Source organism: Caproicibacter sp. (assembly GCF_046707225.1).
Classification (GTDB): domain Bacteria; phylum Bacillota; class Clostridia; order Oscillospirales; family Acutalibacteraceae; genus Caproicibacter.
The window spans coordinates 115,948-139,437 of sequence record NZ_JBJKOP010000036.1; the positions used below are offsets into that span (position 1 = coordinate 115,948).

At 51.2% G+C, this 23,490-nt stretch carries 25 protein-coding genes and 1 tRNA gene; 18 read left to right on the forward strand and 8 right to left on the reverse strand.

Going from position 1 to position 23,490, the window contains the following annotated elements; translation table 11 throughout:
• The first annotated feature begins 8 nt into the window (after positions 1-8).
• Together ptsP and ACLQ3M_RS09705 are read left to right on the forward strand one after the other, a co-directional pair.
• Positions 9-1,739, forward strand: a complete 1,731-nt coding sequence (ptsP, locus tag ACLQ3M_RS09700) for a phosphoenolpyruvate--protein phosphotransferase (protein WP_411677487.1) — start codon at positions 9-11, stop codon at positions 1,737-1,739.
• Positions 1,736-2,197 carry a TRASH domain-containing protein gene (locus ACLQ3M_RS09705; protein WP_411677488.1) on the forward strand — a complete coding sequence of 154 codons (462 nt, stop codon included), beginning with the start codon at positions 1,736-1,738 and terminating at the stop codon, positions 2,195-2,197. The genes ptsP and ACLQ3M_RS09705 overlap by 4 nt, the downstream gene beginning before the upstream one ends.
• A 55-nt stretch (positions 2,198-2,252) precedes the next feature.
• Here ACLQ3M_RS09705 and ACLQ3M_RS09710 read toward each other — a convergent pair whose 3' ends face one another.
• Positions 2,253-3,203 (reverse strand): substrate-binding domain-containing protein, encoded by a 951-nt coding sequence (locus ACLQ3M_RS09710; protein WP_411677489.1) that lies wholly within the window; start codon positions 3,201-3,203, stop codon positions 2,253-2,255.
• Positions 3,204-3,555: 352 nt separating this feature from the next.
• Here ACLQ3M_RS09710 and ACLQ3M_RS09715 point away from each other — a divergent pair, with 352 nt between their 5' ends.
• From ACLQ3M_RS09715 to ACLQ3M_RS09745, 7 genes are read left to right on the forward strand one after another with little or no spacing between them, the layout of a single operon-like run.
• Positions 3,556-4,740, forward strand: a complete 1,185-nt coding sequence (locus ACLQ3M_RS09715) for an ABC transporter substrate-binding protein (RefSeq protein ID WP_411677490.1) — start codon at positions 3,556-3,558, stop codon at positions 4,738-4,740.
• Positions 4,737-5,813, forward strand: coding sequence for a FecCD family ABC transporter permease (locus tag ACLQ3M_RS09720; RefSeq protein WP_411677491.1), 1,077 nt, complete (start codon positions 4,737-4,739; stop codon positions 5,811-5,813). The genes ACLQ3M_RS09715 and ACLQ3M_RS09720 overlap by 4 nt, the downstream gene beginning before the upstream one ends.
• Positions 5,810-6,589 (forward strand): ABC transporter ATP-binding protein, encoded by a 780-nt coding sequence (locus ACLQ3M_RS09725; protein WP_411677492.1) that lies wholly within the window; start codon positions 5,810-5,812, stop codon positions 6,587-6,589. Before ACLQ3M_RS09720 ends, ACLQ3M_RS09725 begins: the two co-directional genes overlap by 4 nt.
• Positions 6,590-6,619: 30 nt before the next feature.
• The gene (locus tag ACLQ3M_RS09730; protein WP_411677493.1) at positions 6,620-7,258 is read left to right on the forward strand and encodes a class I SAM-dependent methyltransferase; all 639 of its coding nucleotides are present in this window, start codon (positions 6,620-6,622) and stop codon (positions 7,256-7,258) included.
• Positions 7,255-7,935, forward strand: coding sequence for a GTP-binding protein (locus tag ACLQ3M_RS09735; RefSeq protein ID WP_411677494.1), 681 nt, complete (start codon positions 7,255-7,257; stop codon positions 7,933-7,935). Before ACLQ3M_RS09730 ends, ACLQ3M_RS09735 begins: the two co-directional genes overlap by 4 nt.
• 9 nt (positions 7,936-7,944) lie before the next feature.
• Positions 7,945-9,003, forward strand: coding sequence for an ATP-binding cassette domain-containing protein (locus tag ACLQ3M_RS09740; RefSeq protein WP_411677495.1), 1,059 nt, complete (start codon positions 7,945-7,947; stop codon positions 9,001-9,003).
• 21 nt (positions 9,004-9,024) lie between these two features.
• Complete coding sequence (locus ACLQ3M_RS09745) at positions 9,025-10,044, forward strand: ABC transporter substrate-binding protein (protein WP_411677496.1); 1,020 nt, start codon at positions 9,025-9,027, stop codon at positions 10,042-10,044.
• Between the two features lie 134 nt (positions 10,045-10,178).
• Here ACLQ3M_RS09745 and ACLQ3M_RS09750 read toward each other — a convergent pair whose 3' ends face one another.
• The 4 genes from ACLQ3M_RS09750 to ACLQ3M_RS09765 all read right to left on the reverse strand — a co-directional run bounded on the left by ACLQ3M_RS09750 (position 10,179) and on the right by ACLQ3M_RS09765 (position 12,915).
• Entirely contained in the window at positions 10,179-10,733 is a 555-nt protein-coding gene (locus tag ACLQ3M_RS09750; RefSeq protein WP_411677497.1) for a hypothetical protein, read from the reverse strand.
• 51 nt (positions 10,734-10,784) lie between these two features.
• Positions 10,785-11,273, reverse strand: a complete 489-nt coding sequence (locus ACLQ3M_RS09755) for a hypothetical protein (RefSeq protein ID WP_411677498.1) — start codon at positions 11,271-11,273, stop codon at positions 10,785-10,787.
• A 54-nt stretch (positions 11,274-11,327) separates the two neighbouring features.
• Positions 11,328-12,641: an SPFH domain-containing protein gene (locus ACLQ3M_RS09760; protein WP_411677499.1), complete on the reverse strand. Its 1,314-nt coding sequence runs from the start codon at positions 12,639-12,641 to the stop codon at positions 11,328-11,330.
• Positions 12,642-12,839: 198 nt separating this feature from the next.
• Positions 12,840-12,915 (reverse strand) — tRNA-Ala (locus ACLQ3M_RS09765).
• 161 nt (positions 12,916-13,076) lie between these two features.
• On the opposite strand from ACLQ3M_RS09765, the gene ACLQ3M_RS09770 reads away from it, so the two are divergent.
• Positions 13,077-14,345, forward strand: a complete 1,269-nt coding sequence (locus tag ACLQ3M_RS09770) for an HlyC/CorC family transporter (RefSeq protein WP_411677500.1) — start codon at positions 13,077-13,079, stop codon at positions 14,343-14,345.
• 24 nt (positions 14,346-14,369) lie between these two features.
• On the forward strand, positions 14,370-14,966 hold the full coding sequence (dhaS, locus tag ACLQ3M_RS09775; protein WP_411677501.1) for a dihydroxyacetone kinase transcriptional activator DhaS: 597 nt from the start codon (positions 14,370-14,372) through the stop codon (positions 14,964-14,966).
• On the opposite strand, the gene ACLQ3M_RS09780 is transcribed toward dhaS, so the two are convergent.
• Positions 14,963-15,931, reverse strand: a complete 969-nt coding sequence (locus tag ACLQ3M_RS09780; RefSeq protein ID WP_411677502.1) for a hypothetical protein — start codon at positions 15,929-15,931, stop codon at positions 14,963-14,965. The two genes, dhaS and ACLQ3M_RS09780, sit on opposite strands and share 4 nt — an antisense overlap.
• A 238-nt stretch (positions 15,932-16,169) precedes the next feature.
• Between ACLQ3M_RS09780 and ACLQ3M_RS09785 the strand changes: the two genes are divergently transcribed.
• The 5 genes from ACLQ3M_RS09785 to ACLQ3M_RS09805 all read left to right on the forward strand — a co-directional run bounded on the left by ACLQ3M_RS09785 (position 16,170) and on the right by ACLQ3M_RS09805 (position 20,491).
• The gene (locus ACLQ3M_RS09785; protein WP_411677762.1) at positions 16,170-17,123 is read left to right on the forward strand and encodes a glycosyltransferase family 2 protein; all 954 of its coding nucleotides are present in this window, start codon (positions 16,170-16,172) and stop codon (positions 17,121-17,123) included.
• A gap of 183 nt (positions 17,124-17,306) precedes the next feature.
• Complete coding sequence (locus ACLQ3M_RS09790) at positions 17,307-17,738, forward strand: sigma-70 family RNA polymerase sigma factor (protein ID WP_411677503.1); 432 nt, start codon at positions 17,307-17,309, stop codon at positions 17,736-17,738.
• Complete coding sequence (locus ACLQ3M_RS09795) at positions 17,735-19,051, forward strand: DUF4179 domain-containing protein (protein ID WP_411677504.1); 1,317 nt, start codon at positions 17,735-17,737, stop codon at positions 19,049-19,051. The genes ACLQ3M_RS09790 and ACLQ3M_RS09795 overlap by 4 nt, the downstream gene beginning before the upstream one ends.
• A 65-nt stretch (positions 19,052-19,116) precedes the next feature.
• Positions 19,117-19,437 (forward strand): PadR family transcriptional regulator, encoded by a 321-nt coding sequence (locus ACLQ3M_RS09800; RefSeq protein WP_411677505.1) that lies wholly within the window; start codon positions 19,117-19,119, stop codon positions 19,435-19,437.
• The gene (locus ACLQ3M_RS09805; protein ID WP_411677506.1) at positions 19,430-20,491 is read left to right on the forward strand and encodes a DUF4097 family beta strand repeat-containing protein; all 1,062 of its coding nucleotides are present in this window, start codon (positions 19,430-19,432) and stop codon (positions 20,489-20,491) included. Before ACLQ3M_RS09800 ends, ACLQ3M_RS09805 begins: the two co-directional genes overlap by 8 nt.
• A gap of 51 nt (positions 20,492-20,542) precedes the next feature.
• Here the strand turns inward: ACLQ3M_RS09805 and ACLQ3M_RS09810 are convergent, their stop codons facing one another.
• Positions 20,543-20,890, reverse strand: coding sequence for a hypothetical protein (locus ACLQ3M_RS09810; protein WP_411677507.1), 348 nt, complete (start codon positions 20,888-20,890; stop codon positions 20,543-20,545).
• 52 nt (positions 20,891-20,942) lie between these two features.
• Positions 20,943-21,452 carry a hypothetical protein gene (locus ACLQ3M_RS09815; protein ID WP_411677508.1) on the reverse strand — a complete coding sequence of 170 codons (510 nt, stop codon included), beginning with the start codon at positions 21,450-21,452 and terminating at the stop codon, positions 20,943-20,945.
• 173 nt (positions 21,453-21,625) lie between these two features.
• Here ACLQ3M_RS09815 and miaB point away from each other — a divergent pair, with 173 nt between their 5' ends.
• Both miaB and ACLQ3M_RS09825 read left to right on the forward strand, forming a co-directional pair.
• The gene (miaB, locus tag ACLQ3M_RS09820; RefSeq protein WP_411677509.1) at positions 21,626-23,047 is read left to right on the forward strand and encodes a tRNA (N6-isopentenyl adenosine(37)-C2)-methylthiotransferase MiaB; all 1,422 of its coding nucleotides are present in this window, start codon (positions 21,626-21,628) and stop codon (positions 23,045-23,047) included.
• Positions 23,048-23,073: 26 nt separating this feature from the next.
• On the forward strand, positions 23,074-23,481 hold the full coding sequence (locus ACLQ3M_RS09825; RefSeq protein ID WP_411677510.1) for a YlbF family regulator: 408 nt from the start codon (positions 23,074-23,076) through the stop codon (positions 23,479-23,481).
• Positions 23,482-23,490: the final 9 nt, after the last annotated feature.

Genomic DNA, 23,490 nt, shown 5'->3' on the forward strand with positions numbered 1-23,490 from the left:
ATAATTTTATGAAAGTCATCAAGGGCCTGGCCGGTGCTTCCGGATATGCGGCCGGACGTGCCGCGGTTTTTTCGCGGATGGTAATTCCGGCCGATAAAAAGAAAATTGAAGATCCCGAAACGGAAATAACCGCGCTTGAATCCGCGCGTTCGCGTTACGTCCGCTCTTTGGGGCTTTTGGCGGAACGCGCCCGCCGGGAGCACGGCGAACAGGAAGCCACTATTTTTGAGGCTTACCGTGAAATAGCGTCGGACGACGTGTTTTTTGATGAGATCAAGGAGAAAATCCGCACGGAGCGCGTCGACGCCTCCTGGGCGATCGAGCAGAAGCGTTCGGAAACGGAATCTGTTTTGGACGGTTTGGACGATCCCTATTTGAAAACCAGGAAGGACGACGTCAACAACGTCTGCAGGGAGGTTACGGCGGAGCTGCAGGGCGCCGGCGCCGCGGACCCGATTGCCGAAGCCGGCGGGGACGACTTGATCGTGTTTGCCGAAGATCTGACTCCCGCCGATACCGTCCGCCTGGACCGCACGCGTCTGAAAGGTATGGTGACGGAAAAGGGCGGCGTGACGTCCCATACCGTGATTCTGGCCAAGCTGCTTGGAATTCCGGCGATTGTGGGAACGGGCCCCATGCTTTCGGAGGTGAAAAACGGAGACGAAGTGCTGGCCGACGGCGGTTCCGGCACGGTGGTCCTTTCGCCGGACACAGCCGGCAGGCAGGACTTTCTCGCAAAACAAAAAAAGGCGGGGCTTCGGGAATCTTTATACGCGGAATGCCGTGCGAAACCCGCTCGTACCCGCGACGGATTTTCCGTGCGCGTGGATGTTAATTCCGGCGATAAAGAGAGCATAGAGAAGTTCAATGCCGATGAGTGTGACGGCGTAGGGCTGTTCCGCACGGAGTTCCTCTATATGGGGCAGAAGGATTACCCGTCCGAAGAATTCCAGTTTCAAGTTTACCGCGGCATGGCGGAAAAGGCGGGCGGAAAGGAACTGATTATCCGCACGCTGGATATCGGCGGCGACAAGCAGCTGGATTATATGGACCTTCCCAAAGAAAGCAACCCGTTTTTGGGGTTCCGCGCCATTCGGATCTGCCTTTCCAGACCGGAGCTTTTTCAAACGCAGCTGCGCGCCATCCTGCGGGCCGGCGTGTATGGAAACGTGAAAATCATGTTTCCGATGATTGTGAACCTGGAGGAGCTGCTTCAGGCAAAAACGCAGCTGGAGACCGCCAAGAGAGAACTGGACAGACGCCAAATTGCCTATCGAAAAGACATCCCGGTCGGCATCATGGTGGAAACGCCGGCCGCGGTGCTGCTCTCGGATATTCTTGCGAAGCATGTGTCGTTTTTTTCCATTGGCTCGAACGATCTGATTCAGTATACCACGGCAACGGACCGGATGAACGAAAGGGTTCAGTATCTGTATGACAGCTGCAACCTGTCCGTGCTGCGGTCGATCCGGACGGTCTGCCGGAACGCGCACGCGAACGGCGTGCAAGTCGGAATCTGCGGAGAGACAGCTTCGGAGCCCCGCCTGATTCCGCTTTGGTGCGCCTTGGGCGTGAATGAGCTTTCGGTAGCTCCGCCGCTGGTCGGGCGGACCAAATATATCGTCGGGCAGGTGTCCAAAAAGGAAATGGAAGAGAGGGCGGAAAAGCTTCTCGCCTCCGGAAGCGTTCCGGAAGCCAAACAGGAGCTTTCGGAAATTCTCGGGGAGCTTGGACTATGAGTGGGAAACGGGCCGGGAAAAAGCGGGCGGCGGCAGCCCAAAGTAAAAAAATCGAATCCGTGCGGGGCAAACGCTGCGTCTACTGCGGGAAACCCCTCGAAGCGGACGGCGAACCGTTTGAGGCGACAGTCAAGAGCCGCAGATTCCATACGTGCTGTGCCTCCTGCAAAGAGGCAACCGAGCGTTATGTCCTGCTGGATAAGCGGAAAAAAATCTGGCTGTATCTGACTCTTCTTCTCTGCGCGGCCGGGATTATTATCAGCGCCATGGGGGCATCGAATCTCTTTATGTACGGCAGCATCCTTCTTGCCGGAATTGGATTTCTGGCCTTTCCGTACCCGATTACTACGTTTGAGACATTTTTGAGCTGCCCGATTCAACGGGTGACTGTGATAACCCGCGCGGTGGGGGCCTTGCTGAGCGTTTTGGGTCTTCTTTTTCTGCTTCTGGCCCACTGAGAAGCGGGGGCTCTTACCGCCTTTTGGCCGCATGCCGCCCGCCGCGGGCGCGGATTCAGTCGGAAGTCAGCATGCCGGTTTCCGAGACGTCGTATCCGCCGATTGCCTGAAGCTCGGCGCGGAACTCCGGGGAGCGCACCGTTTCCAAAGCCTGCCGGAACAACGGCTTTGAAAGGTTTTCCTCTTTGAAAACAAGGTCGTACCGTTCCTGCTGCAGAGGAACGAATTCAATCGAATCAACCTGCATTGCCGTTTTTTCTATGCCGACAGCAGCGTCCGCTCCGCCGCGGGCAACCGCGCCGGCAGCCGCAAGATGTGTGAGGCAGGCGCGGCTGTAGCCCTTGATCCGTGTCCCCTCAAGACCGAGCAGGCGCAGATGCTCATCCAGAAGAATTCTGGTTCCGCTTCCTTTTTCGCGGTTTGCAATGGTGATGTCGGAGCGCTTCAGGTCTTCCCAGGAGCGCAGGTTTTTCGGGTTCCCTTTTTGTACGTAGAAGCCCTGCATCCGGTAGGCCAGATTAACCGAGATAACCGCAGTTCCGGGGAGCAGGCTCCGGAGGTATGTCGTGTTGTACGTTCCGGTTTTCCCGTCCCAGAGATGAGCCGTCGCAAGCTGCACTTCATTGTTATAGAGACCGTAAAGACCGTTGTAGCTGCCGATATACGAACGAAGAATCCGCTGATTCGGGCGAAATTCTTCCAGTCTGCGGGAGAGCAGGTCAAGCGCAAGGTCCTGCCCGCACAGGACAAATCCGTTTTCGACAGGCTCCCGCTCTGAAAGAAGAGGATTTCGGCCTGCGTTTTTGTCCGCTTTGCCCGGGCCGGTCTTGGCGGACTCAAGATACGCGCGAACGTCGCTGTAATCAAAGCGGATTTTATTGCCGATGCGGTAGCCGTTCAGCTCATTTCGCTTAATCAGCTCGTAGACCAGATTTTTGCTGATTTTCAGCAGATCCGCGACTTCCTGGGGGGTCAGCGCGGTAAGCTCTTTTGCCGGTTGGTTCATTTCACAAGTCCCTTTCCGCTTTATTTCGTTACTAATTATACCAAATTGTCAATCGTTTGCAAGAAAAGAATGACGCCTTTTTGCACTGACTTTATTTATTTTAGTTCATGATGGAATTAATTGGGATTTTTTCTACACTTCACTAATAAATTATGTTTAAAATCGAATAAAACTTTTTATCAAACGGATTATTTTCGAAGTATTGCAATATAAAACAAAACGATTTAAAATGAAACGGTACAAAACATAAAAAAACAGACGAAAGCGAAGGAGCCTAAATCACTTTGCTTCCGTCTGTTTTTTATTTGCTGGAACCGGGATATCCGGCTGCGGCAGACAGGAGGAAAGAGAAATGGAAATGGATCGAGTAAAGAGGAAAAGCGCACGATTATACAGGGCTGTCATCGGCCTTTCCCTGACAATTCTGGCGGCTGGTCTTTTTGGATGTTCTCAGGGGAGCGCGAGTCCGCCAAATTCACAGGCAGCCTCCGTTCTCTCCTCCGATGTCTCTTCCGAGGCGACTTCCAGTCATCGGAAGGCCGCGGACGGGACAAGGACGATCACGGACATGATGGGAAACCGCATCACTGTGCCTGACGAAATCCGCCGGGTGTACTGTTCCAGTCCCATTGGGACCGACTTCCTTTACACGCTTGCGCCCGATACGCTCCTCGGGTGGAGCTGGGCTTTATCGGACGAGGAGAAAAAATATATTCTCTCTCCGTACAAGGATCTGCCGGTTCTCGGAGGAAACATGGCGGGGCAGAACTCCATCAATACGGAAAGCGTCATCAAACTGAAACCGGACATTATTTTGGACTTTGCGCACGAGGGACAGGTCGGCGAAGCGGTGAAAAAGCTGAGCGAACAGACGGGAATTCCGATTGTGGAGGCGCCCTCCGATCTGGACCGGACCGAAGAATGCTATCGATTTTTCGGGAATCTCCTCAATCGAAAGGATCGCGGCGACCAGCTGGCGGATTATGTAAGGGATTCTCTCGCAAAGACGAAAGCCGCCTGTGAAAAGGTCCCGGCCGACCGGCGAATGAAGCTGTATTATTCGGAAAGCGCCGACGGGCTAAAGACGGACGGGACGGATTCCATGCATACGGAGGTGATCAACTTTGTCAGCGCAATCAACGTGGTGGATATGAAAACCACCGCGATGGCGAAGGGAACGGCTGTGTCGATGGAACAGGTCCTTGCCTGGAATCCGGATGTGATTCTGGTGAATACGAAGATGGGGGGGAGTGAATTTTTGAAATCCGTCTACTCCGACCCCAAATGGGCCTCTGTTTCCGCCGTAAAAAACAAACGGATTTACACGCCGGTTTCCGTTCCGTTCAACTGGTTTGACCGCCCACCCTCCATGGCCCGTGTGCTGGGGGTTCAGTGGCTTGCGAGTGCTTTGTACCCGGATACGGTAAAAATAGACCTGAAAAGTGAAGTGCAAAAATTTTATCAGCTTTTTTATCAGGCTGAAGTATCCGACGAACAGGCCGAAGCGCTGCTCAAAGCCTCGGGGGTCGATCCGTGAACGCCCCGTCGGTCAGGCTTGCGAAGATTGAGCGAAGGGCCGGACGCGTGCGTATAAACCGAAGAAAAGTGAAAATCGCGGCGGTGTTGCCCATTCTGCCGATTGCCGCTTTTCTGTTTTCCCTCACGGTCGGGCGGTATGGAATCCCGCTTCCTGAGTTTTTCAGGCTGCTCCGGATGCGGGCGCTGGGAATCGCCTTGGAAGGAAACTTTTCCACAATGGCGACGGTCCTGTTCGGCGTGCGCCTTCCCCGGATTTTGAGCGCCTTGCTGGTCGGCGCGGCTCTTTCCGCCTCCGGCGCGACGTATCAGGGAATATTCAAGAACCCCATGGTGTCGCCGGATATTCTCGGCGCCTCGGCCGGCGCCGGTTTCGGCGCGGCGCTGGCGATTCTGAACTCGTTTGGAATTCTCGGCATTGAACTCTCTTCTTTTTTGGGCGGAATCACCGCCGTTTTCATGACTTCGCTTTTCACCCGCGCGGTTGGGCGGCACGGAGAAACGGTTTTGCTTTTGATTCTGACCGGAATGGTGGTGCAGAATCTGTTTAGCGCATTCACCTCCATCACGAAGTATGTTGCGGACCCGAATGACAAGCTGCCGGAGATCACGTTCTGGCTGATGGGAGGACTTTCCTCCATCACCTGGCGGGAGGTTTGGATGCTTCTGATTCCCTGCATGGCCGGCATGATCCCGCTCTTTTTAAGCCGCTGGCAGATCAACGCGCTGACCTTCGGGGACGAGGAAGCACAGTCGCTCGGTGTGGATACGCGGAAAATCCGTATTTTGCTGATTTTTGCGTCCACTCTGCTGACCTCGGCTTCCATCGCGGTCTCCGGAATGATCGGCTGGGTCGGGCTGATTATTCCGCATCTGACGAGGCTTGCGGTCGGCCCCAATTACAGGGCGCTTCTGCCGGCGTCCGTTCTGATCGGGAGCGCCTTCCTTCTTCTGGTCGACAATGCCGCGCGCTGCATCTTTCCGACGGAAATTCCGCTTGGAATTCTGACCTCGATTATCGGCGCCCCGTTTTTTCTCTATCTGCTGCTGAAAAGAAAGGGGGCGGCGGAATGAAACTGGAGCTTTTATCCGTCGCGTGCGGGTACGGCGGAAAGAACGTCCTAAGCGGAATTTCGTTCAGCGTTTCCTCCGGCGAAATTCTCTGCATTCTGGGACCGAACGGCGTGGGAAAAACCACGCTGTTCAAATCAGTGCTCGGATTTCTGAACCTGAGGGGCGGGGAAATCCGGGCCGATGGGGAGAATGTGAGCGGCTGGTCGCGAAGAAGGTTTGCACGTTCCGTCGGTTACGTTCCTCAGGCGCACAACACCCCCTTTCCGTTCACGGTTTTCGATGTGGTCCTGATGGGCCGCACCGCCTATTTCGGCACGTTTTCCACGCCGGACGAACAGGATCGTAAGATCGTTGAACGGGTACTTGAAGCGCTGGAGATTGATTGTTTGAGAGACCGCCGGTTTACGGAGCTCAGCGGCGGCGAACGGCAGATGGTTCTCATTGCCCGGGCGCTGGCGCAAAAACCGAAAATTCTTGTAATGGACGAACCAACCAGCAATCTTGATTTCGGGAATCAGATTCGCGTTCTGAGGCGGATTAAGAAGCTGTCGCAGAGCGGCCTGGGAGTCGTGATGACGTCCCATTTTCCCGATCATGCGTTTCTGTGTTCCTCCCGCGTGGCCCTGCTGCGGCGGGGTGGGTTGCAGATCGGCGCGCCGGATACAATCGTTACGGAAAAAAATTTACAGGATATTTATGGGGTTTCCGTGAAAATTGCTGAAGTTTCCATCGGAAACGGCATTGGTGTCAAGACCTGCGTCCCCCTGATTAACTGAAAAAGCGTGAAGAACAAGGAGATGAAGAAGATGAATCATGCGGAAGATTTTGACTGCATCGCGGAAAATATCTTTTTTCCGATCTATGAGGTGATTGCAAAGGACATCCTCGCTTATTCCAAAATCGCCTCCGGAAGGATTCTTGACCTGGGCTGCGGGGGCGGGCATCTGGGGCTTTCCGTATTAAAACAGGAAAAAGGGCTTTCAGCTGTTTTACTGGATCGGAACCCGGACGCGGCGGCGATCGCGGAACATCGGGCGGCGCAGTGGGGCCTCAGACAGCGCGCAACGCCGATCGTTGCCGACGTTTCACGGATTCCGCTTCCTGACGGCAGCGTCGACCTCGCCGTGAGCCGCGGTTCTTTCGGTTTCTGGCCGGATGAGGGCCTCGCCTTTTCTGAAATTCTGCGGGTTTTGAGCCCGGGCGGCAAAGCCTATATCGGCGGCGGATTCGGGAACCTGGACCTGAAGCAGAAAATCGTGGAAAAGATGAAGACGGTTCACCCCGACTGGCCGGAGTGCGTTCACCGGAAGACCAACGGATTTACCGCAGAGGATTACGGCAAAATTTTAAGCGGGCTCGGCGCGGAATTTGAGTTCATTGACAATGAGGAGAAGGGCTTCTGGATTTTGCTGCAGAAGCCACGCAGAATGGAGGCCGTGTCATGAAGCTGATTACAGTTTCGGGCCCGCCGTCCTCCGGGAAAACCTCCGCCGTTCTTCAGGCGGTTCGGTGTTTCTCACGCAGTGTCAGATTCGGCGTCGTTAAATTCGACTGCCTTTCCACCTGCGACGACGGGATTTATCAAAAATCGGGGATTCCGGTACGGGTCGGCATCTCCGGAAATCTGTGTCCCGATCACTATTACATTACAAATATCAGCGAGGCGGTTCAGTGGGGACTTGAAAATCGTTTCGATTATCTGATTTCCGAAAGCGCGGGGCTGTGCAACCGTTGTTCCCCCCATATCCGGGACGTCCTCGCCGTCTGTGTAATCGACAATCTTTCCGGAATCAACACACCCCAGAAGATCGGACCCATGCTTCGAAACGCGGACCTCGTGGTTGTCACAAAGGGCGATATCGTTTCGCAGGCGGAACGGGAGGTGTTTTCCTTCCACATCCGGAAAACAAATCCCAGAGCAACCGTTGTTTCCATCAACGGCCTTACGGGGCAGGGGGCGCTGATTCTGAGCAAGTGGTTTGAGCAGGCGAAAGACATCGACAGCCTGGAGCACATGCGTCTTCGCTTTACCATGCCGGCGGCCGTATGCTCCTACTGCCTCGGACAGACGCTGATCGGGAAGGAATTTCAGATGGGATTTACACGAAAAATGGAGTTTTGAGGGATCGATATGGAACACAGTCAGATTTTAGAAATGGTTCATACGCAGAAGCTGGGGCGGCTTTTCGAGCTTTGCCCAGCGATTCAGTTTTTTTTCAGCGGGATTCGCCTGGAGCGGCTGGACACGGAGGAGACTCTGGAGGAAGCGCTTCAGGGAATCGCCGACGAATATCTGGAGGATTTTGGCCTGACGCGCGGAGAAATTTCGGACTCCCTCGTTCGCCTGATGGAAAAGGACCGGGAGGAAGAGTCCGGGGGCCGGGTCGCCGTCAGGGAACTGACCGTCCTTCCCGGACTTGATAAATCCGGAAAAGCGGAGCAGTCGGGCTTTACGGTGCGCCGTGGCGAAATTGTCGCCGTCGTCGGGCCGACCGGTTCCGGGAAAAGCCGCCTTCTGGGAGACATCGAATGCCTTGCCCAGAGCGACACGCCGACGGAAAGGAGCATTCTGATCAACGGTGAAATTCCGGACGACGCCTGTCGCTTTGCGCTTGGCGGACGCCTAATTTCACAGCTTTCGCAGAACATGAATTTTGTCATCGACCTGTCGATCCGCGACTTTTTAACCATGCATGCGCAAAGCCGCATGGTCAAACAGGCGGACGACAGAATCGAGGAGGTCTTTCTTTGCGCAAACCGGCTGTCCGGGGAACCGTTCCAAATGGATTCCGGCGTCACGCAGTTGAGCGGGGGCCAGTCCCGGGCGCTGATGATCGCCGACGCCGCAATCCTCAGCAATTCCCCGATCGTGCTGATCGACGAGATTGAGAACGCGGGAATCGACCGGGAACAGGCCGTCAGGCTTCTTGCCGAGCAAGAAAAAATTGTGTTTCTTTCAACGCACGATCCGCTTTTGGCCCTTTCGGCCGACCGCAGGGTGGTCATCCGAAACGGGGGCGTTTACCGGGTGCTGGAAACGTCCCGGCAGGAAAGAAGCAACCTTGCGGTGATCGAACGGGAGGACCGGAAGCTGATGGAGCTTCGCCGGTCCATCCGCCTTGGCGGCCGGCTGGATTTCGACATGGAAGCTTTTTTTCACGGGATTCAGGGTTCGGCGCAAAGAACTTGAAATAAAAAGGAGGATACGAGTATGAGTCAAATGGTCAAAACCGGCGAGGCCTGCTCCAGCATCATCGCGGACAGCGGACTGGACTTTATCGGTCAGGTTCTGTGCCCGATGAAAGCCAATTTTAAACAGGGCTACGACGAAGTGGCGGAACGGTATAAGAAGGAAACAGGATGTGCTTTTTACAGCTATGTTCCAACCGTCTGCGGGAGCAAGGGAGACCGGAACGAAGCGACGGCCGGAGATATCCTGAAGTACCTGACCATTGACGATCTTCCGGGTATGATCGCCTCGTTCGGACTGGGGGATTACTTTTCCTCACAGTTCCGCGAGCGTTTTCTGAAACAGGGTTATTTTGAGTCCATCAAAAGGAACGGTTTGAGCTCGGCCTTTGAAGAAGCGGGAATTGACGACCCATCCGGCGAGTTTTACATTTATTCCGGGTATCCCGCCGTATTTCTGGTGGACCGGAAAAAGCTCGGCGATCTACCGGTTCCCCGCAAATGGGAGGATCTGCTCAGCCCCGTTTACCGCGATAACATCACCATCGGGGGAGCACATGGCATGGTTTCCCAAACACTTCTGCTTTACCTGTACAAGATGTTTGGGGATGAAGGGCTCAAAATGCTGGAACCGAATGTCCGTCAGGCGATGCACCCCTCGGAAATGGCGAAACTTGCGGGCACATCTGCCAAAGCGGGCACCGCCGTCTACGTCATTATGCTGTTTTTTGGAAAAGCCTGCGGCAAGACAGACCGCACGGAGCTTGTCTGGCCGCAGGACGGCGCAATTTTCGATCCCGCTTTTATTTTGGTCAAAAAAGGCATGACGGAGAAGTATCAGGTGCTGATCGATTATATCACCGGTGAACGGTACGGGAAGATTTCCGCCGCAAACAGTTTTCCGGTGACGACTCCTCTGGTAAGAAATCCCCTGCCTGAAGGAGCAAAGCTGCAATGGCTGGGGTGGGATTTTATTAACTCCCACTGTATGGAAGAGGTTGTTGGCCATGTGACGGAACCGTTTCAAAAGTTTTTAATTTAAGCAGAGGTGTTTTGGCATGTAGGTTCTTGAGGCGCTGGAGAATCGGGATATCTGGGGCACGCCGGTTTTCTTGGGGTAAGTCAAAAGGCCGGTAATAGCTTCAAAGAAAGCTAGAAAGCATACAATAAAAACATTTAGTCAGAGCTTATTGGCGAACCACAATATTCGCATTCACCCACTGATCCCTTTACAATTTGGTTCTGAGCGCCGCAGTTTTTGCATATAACGACCTGTGTTTCACTGCTTGGAACTGTATCCTCATTGCTGGCAGCCGAAGCGACTCTCCCTCGAAAAGCAATGCTGTTTGTTGTTTGATCAATATATGCACCTACAAAATATTTTTTATCAATCATATATTTCATATCTTCAAAGACAAAATTCACCGGCATTTGAACCATATTTGCAATTTGATCAATACTGGTCTGATTTTGATTTGCTATGACGGCTATGTATTCTCTGAACCTTCGAATCCTGTCTTTTGTCTTTTTACCATAGACAATCAGTAGAACACCCAAGGCGATAAAGATCAGGCAAAAAATAATATAGCCTGCTTTCTCTGTCACAGCGGATACTCCAAATAAACCAATTAGAAATAATAAAGCGTTGATCCACCCGACTATTGTTGAAACTTTACCGAGTATTGCTGCTACCATTACTGCGGATTTCGATGTATGTGTAGTTTGTCCCACCTTAAAATGCCCCTTTCTTAAACTGCGCGGCTAACTGGTTTCTTTTTTTAATCAGAATTCGTTCAGCTGGTGTGAATCATTCATTTTACACTTATCATTTATCAATATGAACACGATATTTTCACTCTTCTGCAAAATGCTTTCATTGCTGCTTTTACCGGATAAAGCTGAAGATGCGAGTGAAATTCCAATGACTGCAACCGCAGCTAAGGCCATCACTATGACTTGAGTTGTAATCAGGCCATTAAGCCCCACCCCAAACAGCGGCTTATAAAAAACTGAAACTAAAATTGAAGTAAGCCAGTAAATACCCAGCGTTGTAGAAACACCTGCGGTCAAAGGCAATTTATTCTTATTGGTCTTGTTGGCCGGTGCAGTTCCAATAAAAAATGATACCTCTGAAATAAGTACGAAAGTCAGCGCTACATAATCAATCAACGATTTCTGACTAAATCCGAATCCGACAAAAAACACAATTAGAGTCACAAAAAGAACAATGCACGCCAGAGCCAAAAGAATATAGCGTGCTGTTTTGCTCAAAAGATCATCCCTCTGCTTTCATATGCAAAATATAGGAAACTGATTGCCGCCATTTTATAACTTTGCTCCACATTCCGGGCAGAATTTAGGTGCCCCGCTTATTTCCTGGCCGCAATTTAGACATTTTTTTATGATGGAAATCCCACACTCCGGGCAGAACTTTGCCTTTTCATTTTCGATCAGAGCACCGCAGCCGGGGCATTTACGCGGCAGCACGTATCCGCATTCGGGGCATACGGTTGCGCCTTCTTTCAGATCGGCTTTGCATTTTGGGCACGGAGTATACACATTCCCGCACTCGATACAGAATTTGGCGGTCGCAGGGAATTTTGCTCCGCAGTTACTGCAGACGATTAAATCTGGGGTACTTTGAGTATGCTGTTTTTCTGCATCACTTTTATAGTTTAATACATCACAGCCGCATTTGCCGCAGAAACGCTGATCTTTATCGATTTCCGTGTTGCAATTCGGGCAGAATTTTTTCTCTGTTATATTAAGGGTGCGCGACATGTTGGACATTTGCGTCCCCAGGCCTCCGCCTACCCCAAGACCCATGCCCAAGCCGAGCCCTGCGCCCATGATTCCTCCTGATGTTCCCTGATTTGTTGCCGCCCCCTCAAGGGTATCGAATGAACGCTCCTGTGTGTAATTGTATCCGACGATATCCATTTCAGCCCGTTTGGCGAGAGCGTCCTTCAATTTCATTACGGCCGGGTCATCTTCGGGCACACTGATATCATTTATGTAGAAATTGACCAGCTTGATTCCGTATTCCTCCAGAGCAGGAAGAATTTCCCGGCTTAATTCATCAGACAATTCACTAAGATAAGCATTTATTTCGAGTACGCTGATTTGCTTATGTATTAAATAGGACGATATCGAATCTTTTACCTTTGTTAAATACAATCCTCTGAAATATTTAATCAGGTCGGCCTTGTTAAATTCAGGTACTGTTCCAACGAGTTTTATCAAAAACCTTCTAGAATCTTCAATCTGAATACCGAATTGACCGAATGAACGCAGGGGTATAAATACCTTGTATTTAGGATCCTGCAGTTGTATAGGGGTTGCAGTTCCCCATTTGATATCCAGAGAATTAATTTTATTAACATACCATACTTCAGCAGTGAATGGAGAACGACCTCCGAAAGGCAGATTAATAATTTTGCTCAAAATAGGTATGTTGGCTGTTTCCAATGTATGCCTGCCACTTGTAAAGAGGTCTAAGGCCTGCCCTCCCTTAAATAGGATCGCTTCCTGAGCTTCGTTTACAATAAGTTGTGTCCAGGTTCCCAACTCCTCGCTTGGAAATTTCCAAGCAAACACATCCGGATTACCATTGTATTTGACAACCTCTACGATAGCCATGTCCTCACTCCTAAGAATATTATTAGACTGTTGCAATAATGGCAATGATTGATACAAAATCGGTTTATCATATATACGAATTATAGCATAATTATTGTGTCGGTACAATTATATAGTCAGTTTTTACCTGTTTCGGAAAATAGCCTCGAAAATGGACAAAAAAAGCCCGCAGGCCCCAGAGCCATGCGGGTTTCGTTATGGTGGAGCATAGCGGGATCGAACCGCTGACCTCCACACTGCCAGTGTGGCGCTCTCCCAGCTGAGCTAATGCCCCAAATGCCTTATTTTTCAGACAGCTTTGTTATAATATCATATTCGCCTTTTTTTTGCAAGAGCTATTCGGATATTTTTTAAAAAATCGGATAACAGGAATGAAATTGAAAAAATATGGAAATCGTGATAAAATAAAAAATAAAAATCCAAAAGGGGATCTGCATGACATACCAAATCTTATTGATTTTAGCGTTCACGCTGATGTCGGCCTTTTTTTCTGCCAGCGAAACAGCGTTTACAACTCTGAATAAAGTGAGAATTAAAAGTTTAGCGAATAACGGGAACGAGCGTGCCGCCGCCGCCTTTCATCTGGTGGAAAATTACGACAGTCTGCTTTCCACGATTCTGATCGGCAACAATATTGTCAATATTGCGGGCGCTTCCATTGCGACGATTGTCTTTACAAACTTATACGGGAGCGCAGGCGTTACGATTTCCACCGCCGCCATGACGGTGATCGTATTGATTTTGGGGGAGATATCCCCAAAGTTTCTTGCCAAGGAAAGCCCCGAAAGTTTTGCGCTTTCGGCTACACCGGCGCTGACTTTTTTCGTTTTTCTTTTCACGCCCCTGAATTACATTTCCTCCTGGTGGAAGAAGCTGCTGGGGCATCTGTTTAAGCGCAAGGATGAAAAAAAAGTTACGCAGGAAGAGCTGATGACTTTTGTCGATGAAGCCCAGAATGACGGCGGCATCGATGAGCGCAACGGGGAGTTGATTCGCTCCGCAATAGAGTTTAACGACCTTGATGCGAACGATATATTAACTCCAAGAGTTAATATCGTAGCGGTTGATCAAAAAACGCCTATGGAAAAAATCACCGAGCTGTTTTTAAATACAAACTATTCGCGACTGCCGGTTTACGAGGAGTCTATTGATAATATTGTCGGCATGATCCATGAGAAAGATTATTTCCGGGCCTTGCACCGGGGCGAATCCAGTGTTTCACAGATTATAAAAAAGGTTTCTTATGTCGGCACAGGCATGAAGATTTCGGATCTTCTGCGGCTTTTACAGCAGGTAAAAACACATATGGCCGTTGTTGTCGACGAATTCGGCGGCACGGAAGGCATCGTGACGATGGAAGATATTCTGGAGGAGCTTGTAGGAGACATTTGGGATGAACATGACGAAGTGATCGATTATTTTAAGGAAATAGACGATCTGACTTATGAAGTCAACTGCGCGGCGAACCTGGACGACATGTTCGATTTTTTTGACCTGAAGAAATCGGATGACGAATTCGATTCCGTGACGGTCAGCGGCTGGGTGATGGAGCAGCTTGGAAAAATACCCGCCGCAGGGGACAATTTTGAATTCCAGAAAATAAAAATCACCGTATTGAAGGCTGCCGCCAGACACGCAACAATGGTATCGTTTCTGCTGCCGTGTCCGATCAATGAGGAACAGGACCGGAAAAACAGCGATTGATTTGTCGGAAAGCGGGGGGGGGTTATGTCTGAGTCACTCATCACCAAAAAGGCGATTGCACAATCCGTCAAGGAACTCATGAAAAAAGAGGATCTCAGAAAAATATCGGTCGCAGACATTGTGCAGCACTGCGGAATCAACCGCCAGACGTTTTATTATCATTTTAAAGATAAGTATGATCTTGTAAACTGGATTTACTACAACGAGGTTGTTTCCGCTGTCTCCTCCCGCAAGACCTTTCAGGACTGGAGCGATGTTCTGCTCGAAATCCTTAGCATCATGAAAAGGGAAAAATTTTTTTACAGAAACGCGTTGAATGTGACAGGGCAGAACGCTTTTCAGGATTATTTTTTCACTTTGACAAAAAGCCTGCTGGTCGAGATTGTCAATGCGGTGGAGGACGGGAAGGAAATTCAGAAAGCGGATAAGAATTTTATCGCCGAGTTCTATACATACGGCCTGGTCGGAATCGTAATACAGTGGGCTCGCAGCGGAATGAAAGAGCAGCCTCAGGAATTGGTGGACAGGTTGAAGTATTTTATCGACGACAGCAAAAAGGTTGCGGCCGCAAGATATTTGGGCGGAATCGCCGGCCAGTCCAAAAGGCCGGACCGGCGTTAACACCAACGCGCCTGAGGGGTCCGGCAGTGGCGCTTGATCTTTTTGTCCGAAAAAATCAAATAACATCGCCCGCCTGATACAAACCGGTTCAGGATCATTCGGTCGGTTTCCGAACCGAGCAGCAACAGCGGCTTGCTGCGGGAAGTTAAGGAATATTTTATCAGCCTGTTTACGGCCAGACGGCAGGCGCCCGGCTGATCTCCCTGTTCCACAGCGTAATACCAGCCGAACAGACAGCCATACTTTGCCATACAGTTGATGAAGCCGTCGCTGCAGCATGATTTTGCTGTGGTGGAGCCTATTTCAGCAATATAGCCGAACAGGCATTTCTGCTTTTTTAAAATTTGAAAGAAACGGCTGCATTCCGCGACCATTTTTTCAGGCTCGATCCGGGTGTTGATTCTCACGGATAAAATAATGTTTCCGGCCTTCGCAACCTCCCCTGCGAGGGCTTCATTGATATCGTTCCCATCCGCGGCGATATAAAAGACACAGTCCCTGTTTTTTCGGCATATGTCGAGAATCCTTTCACGAAAACGGAGAGGACGGCAACCGCAGAGGACGAAGAAATAGATTCCTGCTTCTTTTGCCGACGTTACCTTTTCGGAAAGCCGGTCGGGTGAAAACGGGAGAGACCCTTTCGGTCGGTTTTCCACGGCAACCCGCTCCGGGTCGGACGGAATGGCAATACGGTTATAGCACATATTTGTACCGACGGTTTTTAAAATGAAATGGTCCACGTTGCGAACCATCGAGGTTATCATCCGGTAGAAGCAGCTTCTTGGATTTTCCGCTTCGCGGCGTATTTTTGACATGATGCTTTCCCCGAACAGGTCTTCGGTCATGTAGCTGAACAAATCCACCGCGTGTTTCATGCTCCGGCGGGGGTCTTCCACAATTTTTCGAAGAGCAAGGTCTACGGTTGCCCCGATTGCGGCCCTCTTCATAACGGAATCGAAATTCATGCTGATCACTCCCTTTTTAAAATACCTTTTTGCCGAAAAGCATTAAATAGACAATTTCATAAAAGTGTCACATTTTTTTACAATTTTGTCGAATTAATATGACAGGCAGGGAAACTAAACAAGAAATCGGTAATTTGTATCTGTGATCTGTTAAAAATAAGGCTTTCCTCCCGCCGGCAATATGATATACTTTTATTGCGGGACTGAAAAAGTTGAGGTGTATGTCGCTGTGAAGGCTATGGAACTTTCCCTTATATTGCCGGTTAAAAATGTTGAAGAAGAAATTGTGGGTGTCCTCGATTTTATTCAGAAGCAGACCGAGAGCTTGAGCTCGGAATTAATTGTTGTCGACATGGGTTCCACCGACCGTACGGTTTTGCAGGCGGTTCGCCGGATGAAGGATATGGGACTTCACGGTTATGTCATTCAGAATGGGAACTCAACGGCTTCCGCAGCACTGAATACGGGAATTCAAAAGGCGGACGGCAGTTACATTTCCTTTGTATTCGCCCGCAGATTATATGAAAATTTTATCCCTGTTTATCTGGAAACGGCAAAGCGGACAAAAGCCGATTTCGTATTCGGCTGTACAAGCCGGGAAGAAGCCCGCGCCGCCGAGCGCCGTTCGCTGAGCAGCGCAATCCTTCACCGCGGCGGGGGTCAGTATTTGAAGGACTGGGTTCTCCACGGCTCCGCCATTGACATTTCTGCCGTCTTAATCCGGCGCGGCTTCCTGCTGGACCGGCAGATTGAATTTGAAGAATCCTGCCGTTACGGTTATTCGGAGGAGTTTATCGCCCGGTGCCTGCTGCTTTCGGACGCTGTCGTGCAGGCGCCCGTTGTGCTGAAGCGAAACGAAACCAGCGAACTGAAGCGCGGAAAACAGAAACCGGCGGGCACGGATATTTTTCAGCGCGTGGAGTCGGTTCTTCGCGTTGCGGACGCGGTCAGGACCAACTGCCCGGGGGATACGGAACTGCTTCGGCTGATCGAACGGGTCAGAGCGCCGCAGGCCGTCATGAATGCGGTGGACGTCCTGCTTCGCGAAGGGAATGATATTCGCTCCGTACGGGGGTGCCTTCAGGCTTTTGGCTATAATCATTTACTGACGGTTGACCGCAAAATGGACCCGGGATTGAGAAAGAGCATTCTCCTGTGGCGCTTTTCGCCCGGACTGTACCGTCCAAAATAAATCATTTTTCTGGCCGCCCCGGTTTGGGACGGCCTTTTTTTCAAGAAAATCGCAGCCGATGCGAAAAAATACTCGAAGTCTTCAATAAAAACAACCCGCTCCGGAATCTAAACAGATGAGCGCGAAATGAGGAAATGAGGTGCGGCAGTGGACGACACATCCTTCTTTGAAAGGACGGACCAATTGAAGCGGAGATTGTACCGGATTGCTTTCGGCTATCTCGGGAATGAAAACAGCGCGCTGGAAGCCGTGGACGAAACAATCTTCCGAGGGTACGGCGCGAGGAAAAAATTGAGGCGGAAAGAGTTTTTTGAAACCTGGATGACCCGCATCCTGATTAATGTCTGTAAAAAGGAGTTAAAGCGCGGCAAACGGGAAACTTCGGTGGAGACGATTCCGGAACAGGCGCGGGAACAGTATGACGCGCTGCCGCTCAAAGAGGCGGTCCGCCGCTTGCCGGAGGAATTGCGCAGCGTGGTTGTGCTGCGGTATTATGCCGGGCTGACCGTCGCCGAGACCGCGCAGCGGCTTGGAATACCGCAGGGGACGGCGGCAACCAGACAGCGCAGGGCGTTGGAACTGTTGAGACTGGAGCTGAAGGAGAATTTGGAATGAACCGTATGGAAGAATTTATGACACTGCAAAGAGAATTGGAAAATGAACCTGCGGCGCTTCAAAGCACGACGCTGCGCTGTCTGGAAAGGGCCGGCAGGGCCAGAAAAAGAGCGCGCTTTTGGAAGATACCGGTTTCCGCAGTTGCGGCGGCTTTGGCCTGCTTTGTCCTACTGGCAAACACCTCCGTCGCGTTCGCGCGCTCCGTGGGAGGAATCCCTCTGCTCAGCGATCTTGCAAAAGCGGTTACGTATGAGCCGGGGCTGAAAGCTGCGATTGACAATGAGTATGTGCAGCCCGTCGGACTGTCGCAGACAAAGAACGGAGTGACCCTGTCCATTCCGTATTTGATTGCCGACAAAAGTCAGCTGGTTCTGTTTTATTCGCTCCATTCCGCCGACGGACGGAGTCTTGAACTGCGGGGCGCGGGCCTTGGCGGGCCGACCGATGAATTTGGAAAAAAAGTCGAATATACTTCTGACTGCGAGGAACCGGAAAACGGCGCGGAGGAGCTGCAAAAAATCCATTACCAGTTTACAAACGGCTCCGAAACGCCTGAAAAGATTCACCTTGAGCTGATTGCGGCGGACAGGTCCGCGGTTGCGCCGGACGCGCCAGCGGCGGCGAATTTTGCCATGGATGTTTCGATCGACCATTCCCTGTTTCAGGAGCCGGAAAAATTCGGAATTCAAAAAGAGTATTCCGTTTCAGGGCAGAAGCTCATCGTTCAGTCGGCGGAAATTGCTCCGACTATGACGAAAATCACGCTGGACACGCCGAAAACCAATACCGCGTTGCTCCGCAATATCGCGTTTAGCCTGTCGGACGAACAGGGAAATGTGTGGAGCGGCAGAAAAAACGGGATAACCGCGACCTTTGACCCCTCCGGCGACAATGTTCGCGACGTTTATCTGGAAAGCAATTATTTCTCTCATTCCAAGCATTTGTACCTTAAACTGGAAAGTATCGGCTGGCTGCCGAAATCGATGAGAACTGTTAAAGTTGATGTAAAAAATAAAACGGCTTCGCCGCTAACAGATTCCATCCGGATGACGCAGTTGGAACAGAACGGCAGCCGACTGAATCTGACGTTCGAAAAACCCATTGACGGAATGAATCTTTCGCAAATTTTCAGCAGCGTTTATTCCGATTCCGCCGGAAACTGGGATGTGAAGTCGTTCAGCGATCGCAGCAGCGAAAATCGAATGGAAGAGATCTTTTCGGTTGATCATTGGAAGGGCGGAATCATTTATCTGACGCGCGACTGGGCGCCGCCCGCCGTTCCCAACGAACCGGTCGTCATAACGCTGAAATAAGGTGCGATTCCTCTTGACAGGGCATACTATGCTATGTATAATATATCCTAATCGGAGGTATTACCTTGGACACACAGCTGAAAAAAGGAGTTTTGGATATCTGCGTGCTGGCGGCGGTCAGCCAAAAGGATTCTTACGGCTACCAGATTATTCGCGACGTTTCAACCTGCGTAACGATTTCCGAGTCAACGCTGTATCCGATTCTGAGACGCCTGGAATCCGGCGGATTTTTAGCGGTATATTCGGTGGCGCACAATGGAAGGCTGCGAAAATACTATCGGATTACGGAACCGGGGCGGCGGAAAATCAAAGATTTTTTTGAAGAGTGGCAGGATCTGGTTCAGATTCATGATTTTATTTGTCAGGAGGCAGAAACCGATGAATAAGAAACAGTATTTTCGTCGGCTGAAATTTCTCTTAAGGTCTCTTCCGCGCGGCGAGAGGGAAAAAATTCTTCAGTTCTACCGTGAAATTCTGGAGGATAAAATAGAAAACGGGATTCCGGAAGAAAATGCGGTAAATGAGCTGGGCGATGTTCATGTGCTCGCGCAAAAAATACTGGCGGAAAATCCGGTGAGGAGACAAATATCGCCGGGAAAAATCGTTGCGATCGTCCTCGCGTCATTTTTTGGTGTTATTCTGGTGGCCGCGCTGACTGCCGCCGCTCTGGGCTTCGCGGCATACACACAGGTGAAAACGAGCGCAACGGCCTCTTCGTCAAGCGCCCGGGACGGTGAGAAGGAATCAAAAACTTATGCCGCGGCAGCCGACGGTGTTTTAACGGTTCGGGTGAATGCGGAAAACAAAAAGATTGAACTTGTTTCAACCGACGGCGACCGGATCACGGCTCAATACTGTACGGCACAGGACCAGGTTTACAAGCTGTCAAATCAAAACGGCGTTTTTTCCGTAACCAACAAGGACTTAAGCCACGGCAGCAGATTTCCGGATTCATGGTTTAACGGGTCCGTGATCGATCCGGAGGATCTGATTACGGTGAAGATTCCGAAAGATTTCGCGGGCGATATCACGGTGGAAACGTCAAACAGCGCCATCGCCGCTTCGGACTTTTCAAAGTTGGGCGGCTTCAGCTGCGAGACCAGCAATTCCGCCATCCGCTTGTCCGGAATTTCCGCGCGGGATGTCAAACTGGAATCTTCAAACGCGCTCATATCGATGGAAAACGTCTCAACCGCCGGGCAGCTTTCGGCGCGAACGGGCAATGCCGCGATTTCTCTGGAAGGGATCGCGTCGCCGGATATCAAGCTGGAAACCACGAACGGAATGATCCGCGGGACGATTCAGGGTTGGGAAAACGATTATACGATTGACGCGGATACCACCAATGCGGTCAGCAATCTGCAAAGCCGTTCCGGCGGGGAGAAGAAGCTGTCGGTTCATACGTCGAACGGATTGATTCACATTGATTTCGACGAATAAAAGCACGGCCCCGCTGCGGTACGAAACAGCGGGGCCGTGCTTTAATACGGACTACCGAATATCGTTTCCCTTGATACAATCCACAAATGCGGCTCCGGTCCAGACGGCAATCCCGTAGGCAAAGAGGGTTTGCATGGACAGGGGCAACAGGAAACGAGACCCCAAAAATAATGACAGAATCGGCTGCAAGAGGATCAAAATGCCGGGGACAACCAGCACGAGAAAGCGGGCCAGGTTGAACCGCCCGCCTTCATGCCATCGCGAAATCAGGCTCGGAATGCGGGTCAATCCGCCGAAAACCATCGGCGTTACGGTTTGGTACACGAAAACAGGAGCCATTGTATAGTACCGTTCACCTTGAAGCTTTAAATACTGCTCTCCTTTTGTGATCAGGTACAAGAAGCCGAAAACACACAGCAGCTCCAGAACACAATCAATCAGTTTCGTGTTTTTAACGGATTCCTTCCTTTTTATGATTTGGTCTTCCTTTCATACAGTCCAGAAAAACAATGCAGGCCCAAAAGCCCAGCGGACCCAGCACGTCAACTCTCAGAACAAAGGGAAACGAAAGACCCACGGCGGCAAGCGGCTGCAATAAAATCAGAAAACCCGGCACAGCCAGAATAAAAAAACGAAGCCGGTCGAACCGGTTGTCTCCATGCAGACGATTAATCAGGCCCGGGAGCCTGATTGCCACACCGGCCGCGCCACAGAGCAGTGCAGCCGCATAAATGGAAAGAGGTACGGCTTTTTCGGCAGGCTCGAAGAAATTGCCCGGATGGAATTTGCTGTGAATCAAAACCAGCAAAAACAAGACTGCGAAAAGCGCGGCGTCATTCCAAATGCTGTTGTGTATTAAGATGTTTCTTTTTGAATTCTGAAAACTTATCTTTGATTTCATTTTCAGCTCGGTAAAAATCTCCGCGTACAGGGTACGCAAACGATGAAGAAGATTTTTCAATTTACCTACCATCCCCCAGCTTAATTGTATGGGAGTGTATTAAAACTGTCAAGTTCTGTGACCGTACCGGTTGAGACCTCACGGCCGGAATGCTTTTTCCGGTTTTTTCTTGAAGCATTTCCGGCGCTATGCTATAATAATCTGTAATCCAAACGCATGGGAGGAAATTTAATTTGGCAGCAGAAACCCCGCTTTTTTCTCAGGCCCAGACTCTTGAGAACGACGAAGCCGTAAGGGAAGTCCGCGAAATCATGGCGCTGCGGGCGCGCGGAAGCGCTCCGATGGCGCTGGTTCGCACCTACGGGTGCCAGCAGAATGTTTCCGACAGTGAAAAAATCAAAGGCTTCCTCGCTCAGATGGGCTTTTCCTTTACGGAGGATGAGGAAGACGCGGATTTTATCTTATTTAATACCTGCGCGGTTCGGGAGCACGCGGAAGACCGGGTCTTCGGCAATGTAGGAGCTCTGAAGAACGTCAAGCGCCGCCATTCGTCCACTTTGATCGCCGTATGCGGCTGTATGATGGAAGAGGAAAAGGCGGCGGAGCGGATTCGCTCCGTGTTTCCGTTTGTCGGCCTTGTGTTCGGTACACATGTGATTCATCGTTTTCCTCAGCTGCTGCTGCGCGCGCTGACGGAAGAAAAGCGCGTGTTCGAACGCGGCGACGACAGCGAGGACCGTGAAATTGCGGAAGGGCTTCCGGTTCGGCGGGACGGCGCCGTCAAGGCGTGGCTGACCGTGATGTACGGCTGCAACAATTTCTGCTCCTACTGCATCGTTCCGTATGTGCGCGGCCGGGAACGCAGCCGCGAGCCCCAGGCGATTCTGGAGGAGTTTCGCGGCCTGGTTCGCGACGGATACAAGGACATTACCCTGCTGGGCCAGAATGTAAATTCCTACGGAAAAACGCTCAGGACTCCGGTCAGTTTTGCGCGGCTTCTGCGCATGCTGGATGAAATCGACGGGGATTACCGGATTCGTTTTATGACTTCTCATCCCAAAGACCTGACCAAAGAGCTGATCGATACCATCGCGGCGGGCAGACATATCAGCCATCATCTGCACTTGCCGTTCCAGTCCGGGAACAACCGCGTTTTGAAAGAGATGAACCGCGGCTATACCCGGGAGCAATATCTGGACCTGATTCAATACGCGAAAGAAAAAATTACAGACCTTTCGCTGACTTCCGATGTGATTGTGGGATTTCCCGGGGAAAGCTATGAAGAGTTCCTCGACACGGTCGACCTGATCCGCCGGGTGGAATTCACTTCGCTGTTTACGTTTATCTATTCCCCCCGGACGGGCACAAGAGCAGCGGGGCTGCCGGACCCGATTCCTGCCGAAGAAAAGTCAAAATGGCTGCGGGAGCTGTGCGCCGAGCAGGAAAAGATCGCCGCAGCTCGGTGCGCATCCTCCGTCGGGACGGTGCAGCGGGTCCTTGTTGAGGAAAAGAACCCCAAAACCGGTCTGTTAACCGGGCGTACGGATGGAAATATAATTGTTGATTTCGCCGGGGATCCGGCTTTCATCGGCAGTTTTGCCGAGGTTCGCATCACCAGCGCGCGCAACTGGATCTTGGGCGGGGAGCTGGCTTGAATTTTATTTTAGAAGGAGAATGAATCATGGATATTATTCAAATGACAAGAGAACTGGGCAAAGAGATTCAAAAGGACGAGCGGTACCTGAAAATGCAGCTTGCGGTACAGAATACCGACAATGACGGGAAGCTTCAGGATTTGATCGGCCAGTACAATCTGAAACGGATGGCGCTGGAATCGGAAGCGCAGAAGCAGGACCGCGATCAGGAAAAAATACAGGCCTACAATCAGGAGCTGGGAGGCCTTTACGAAACGATCATGAAAATTCCGAGCATGATCGCCTATAACGAAGCCAAGGCGGAGATTGACACTCTGCTGCGCCGGGTTAACGCGATCATTGAACAGAGCGCCTCCGGCGCCGACCCGGAAACGGCCGATTATGCCGAACATTCCTGCGGCGGAGAATGCGGCTCCTGCAGCGGCTGCCACTGAGTGTTTTTC

What these genes read in the sequence shown, in the direction of transcription:
- ptsP (WP_411677487.1), top strand. Translation starts at nt 9, where the DNA reads ATGAAAGTCATCAAGGGCCTGGCCGGTGCTTCCGGATATGCGGCCGGA.
- ACLQ3M_RS09705 (WP_411677488.1), top strand. Translation starts at nt 1,736, where the DNA reads ATGAGTGGGAAACGGGCCGGGAAAAAGCGGGCGGCGGCAGCCCAAAGT.
- ACLQ3M_RS09710 (WP_411677489.1), bottom strand. Translation starts at nt 3,203, where the DNA reads ATGAACCAACCGGCAAAAGAGCTTACCGCGCTGACCCCCCAGGAAGTC.
- ACLQ3M_RS09715 (WP_411677490.1), top strand. Translation starts at nt 3,556, where the DNA reads ATGGAAATGGATCGAGTAAAGAGGAAAAGCGCACGATTATACAGGGCT.
- ACLQ3M_RS09725 (WP_411677492.1), top strand. Translation starts at nt 5,810, where the DNA reads ATGAAACTGGAGCTTTTATCCGTCGCGTGCGGGTACGGCGGAAAGAAC.
- ACLQ3M_RS09730 (WP_411677493.1), top strand. Translation starts at nt 6,620, where the DNA reads ATGAATCATGCGGAAGATTTTGACTGCATCGCGGAAAATATCTTTTTT.
- ACLQ3M_RS09735 (WP_411677494.1), top strand. Translation starts at nt 7,255, where the DNA reads ATGAAGCTGATTACAGTTTCGGGCCCGCCGTCCTCCGGGAAAACCTCC.
- ACLQ3M_RS09740 (WP_411677495.1), top strand. Translation starts at nt 7,945, where the DNA reads ATGGAACACAGTCAGATTTTAGAAATGGTTCATACGCAGAAGCTGGGG.
- ACLQ3M_RS09745 (WP_411677496.1), top strand. Translation starts at nt 9,025, where the DNA reads ATGAGTCAAATGGTCAAAACCGGCGAGGCCTGCTCCAGCATCATCGCG.
- ACLQ3M_RS09760 (WP_411677499.1), bottom strand. Translation starts at nt 12,641, where the DNA reads ATGGCTATCGTAGAGGTTGTCAAATACAATGGTAATCCGGATGTGTTT.
- ACLQ3M_RS09770 (WP_411677500.1), top strand. Translation starts at nt 13,077, where the DNA reads ATGACATACCAAATCTTATTGATTTTAGCGTTCACGCTGATGTCGGCC.
- dhaS (WP_411677501.1), top strand. Translation starts at nt 14,370, where the DNA reads ATGTCTGAGTCACTCATCACCAAAAAGGCGATTGCACAATCCGTCAAG.
- ACLQ3M_RS09780 (WP_411677502.1), bottom strand. Translation starts at nt 15,931, where the DNA reads ATGAATTTCGATTCCGTTATGAAGAGGGCCGCAATCGGGGCAACCGTA.
- ACLQ3M_RS09785 (WP_411677762.1), top strand. Translation starts at nt 16,170, where the DNA reads ATGGAACTTTCCCTTATATTGCCGGTTAAAAATGTTGAAGAAGAAATT.
- ACLQ3M_RS09795 (WP_411677504.1), top strand. Translation starts at nt 17,735, where the DNA reads ATGAACCGTATGGAAGAATTTATGACACTGCAAAGAGAATTGGAAAAT.
- ACLQ3M_RS09805 (WP_411677506.1), top strand. Translation starts at nt 19,430, where the DNA reads ATGAATAAGAAACAGTATTTTCGTCGGCTGAAATTTCTCTTAAGGTCT.
- ACLQ3M_RS09825 (WP_411677510.1), top strand. Translation starts at nt 23,074, where the DNA reads ATGGATATTATTCAAATGACAAGAGAACTGGGCAAAGAGATTCAAAAG.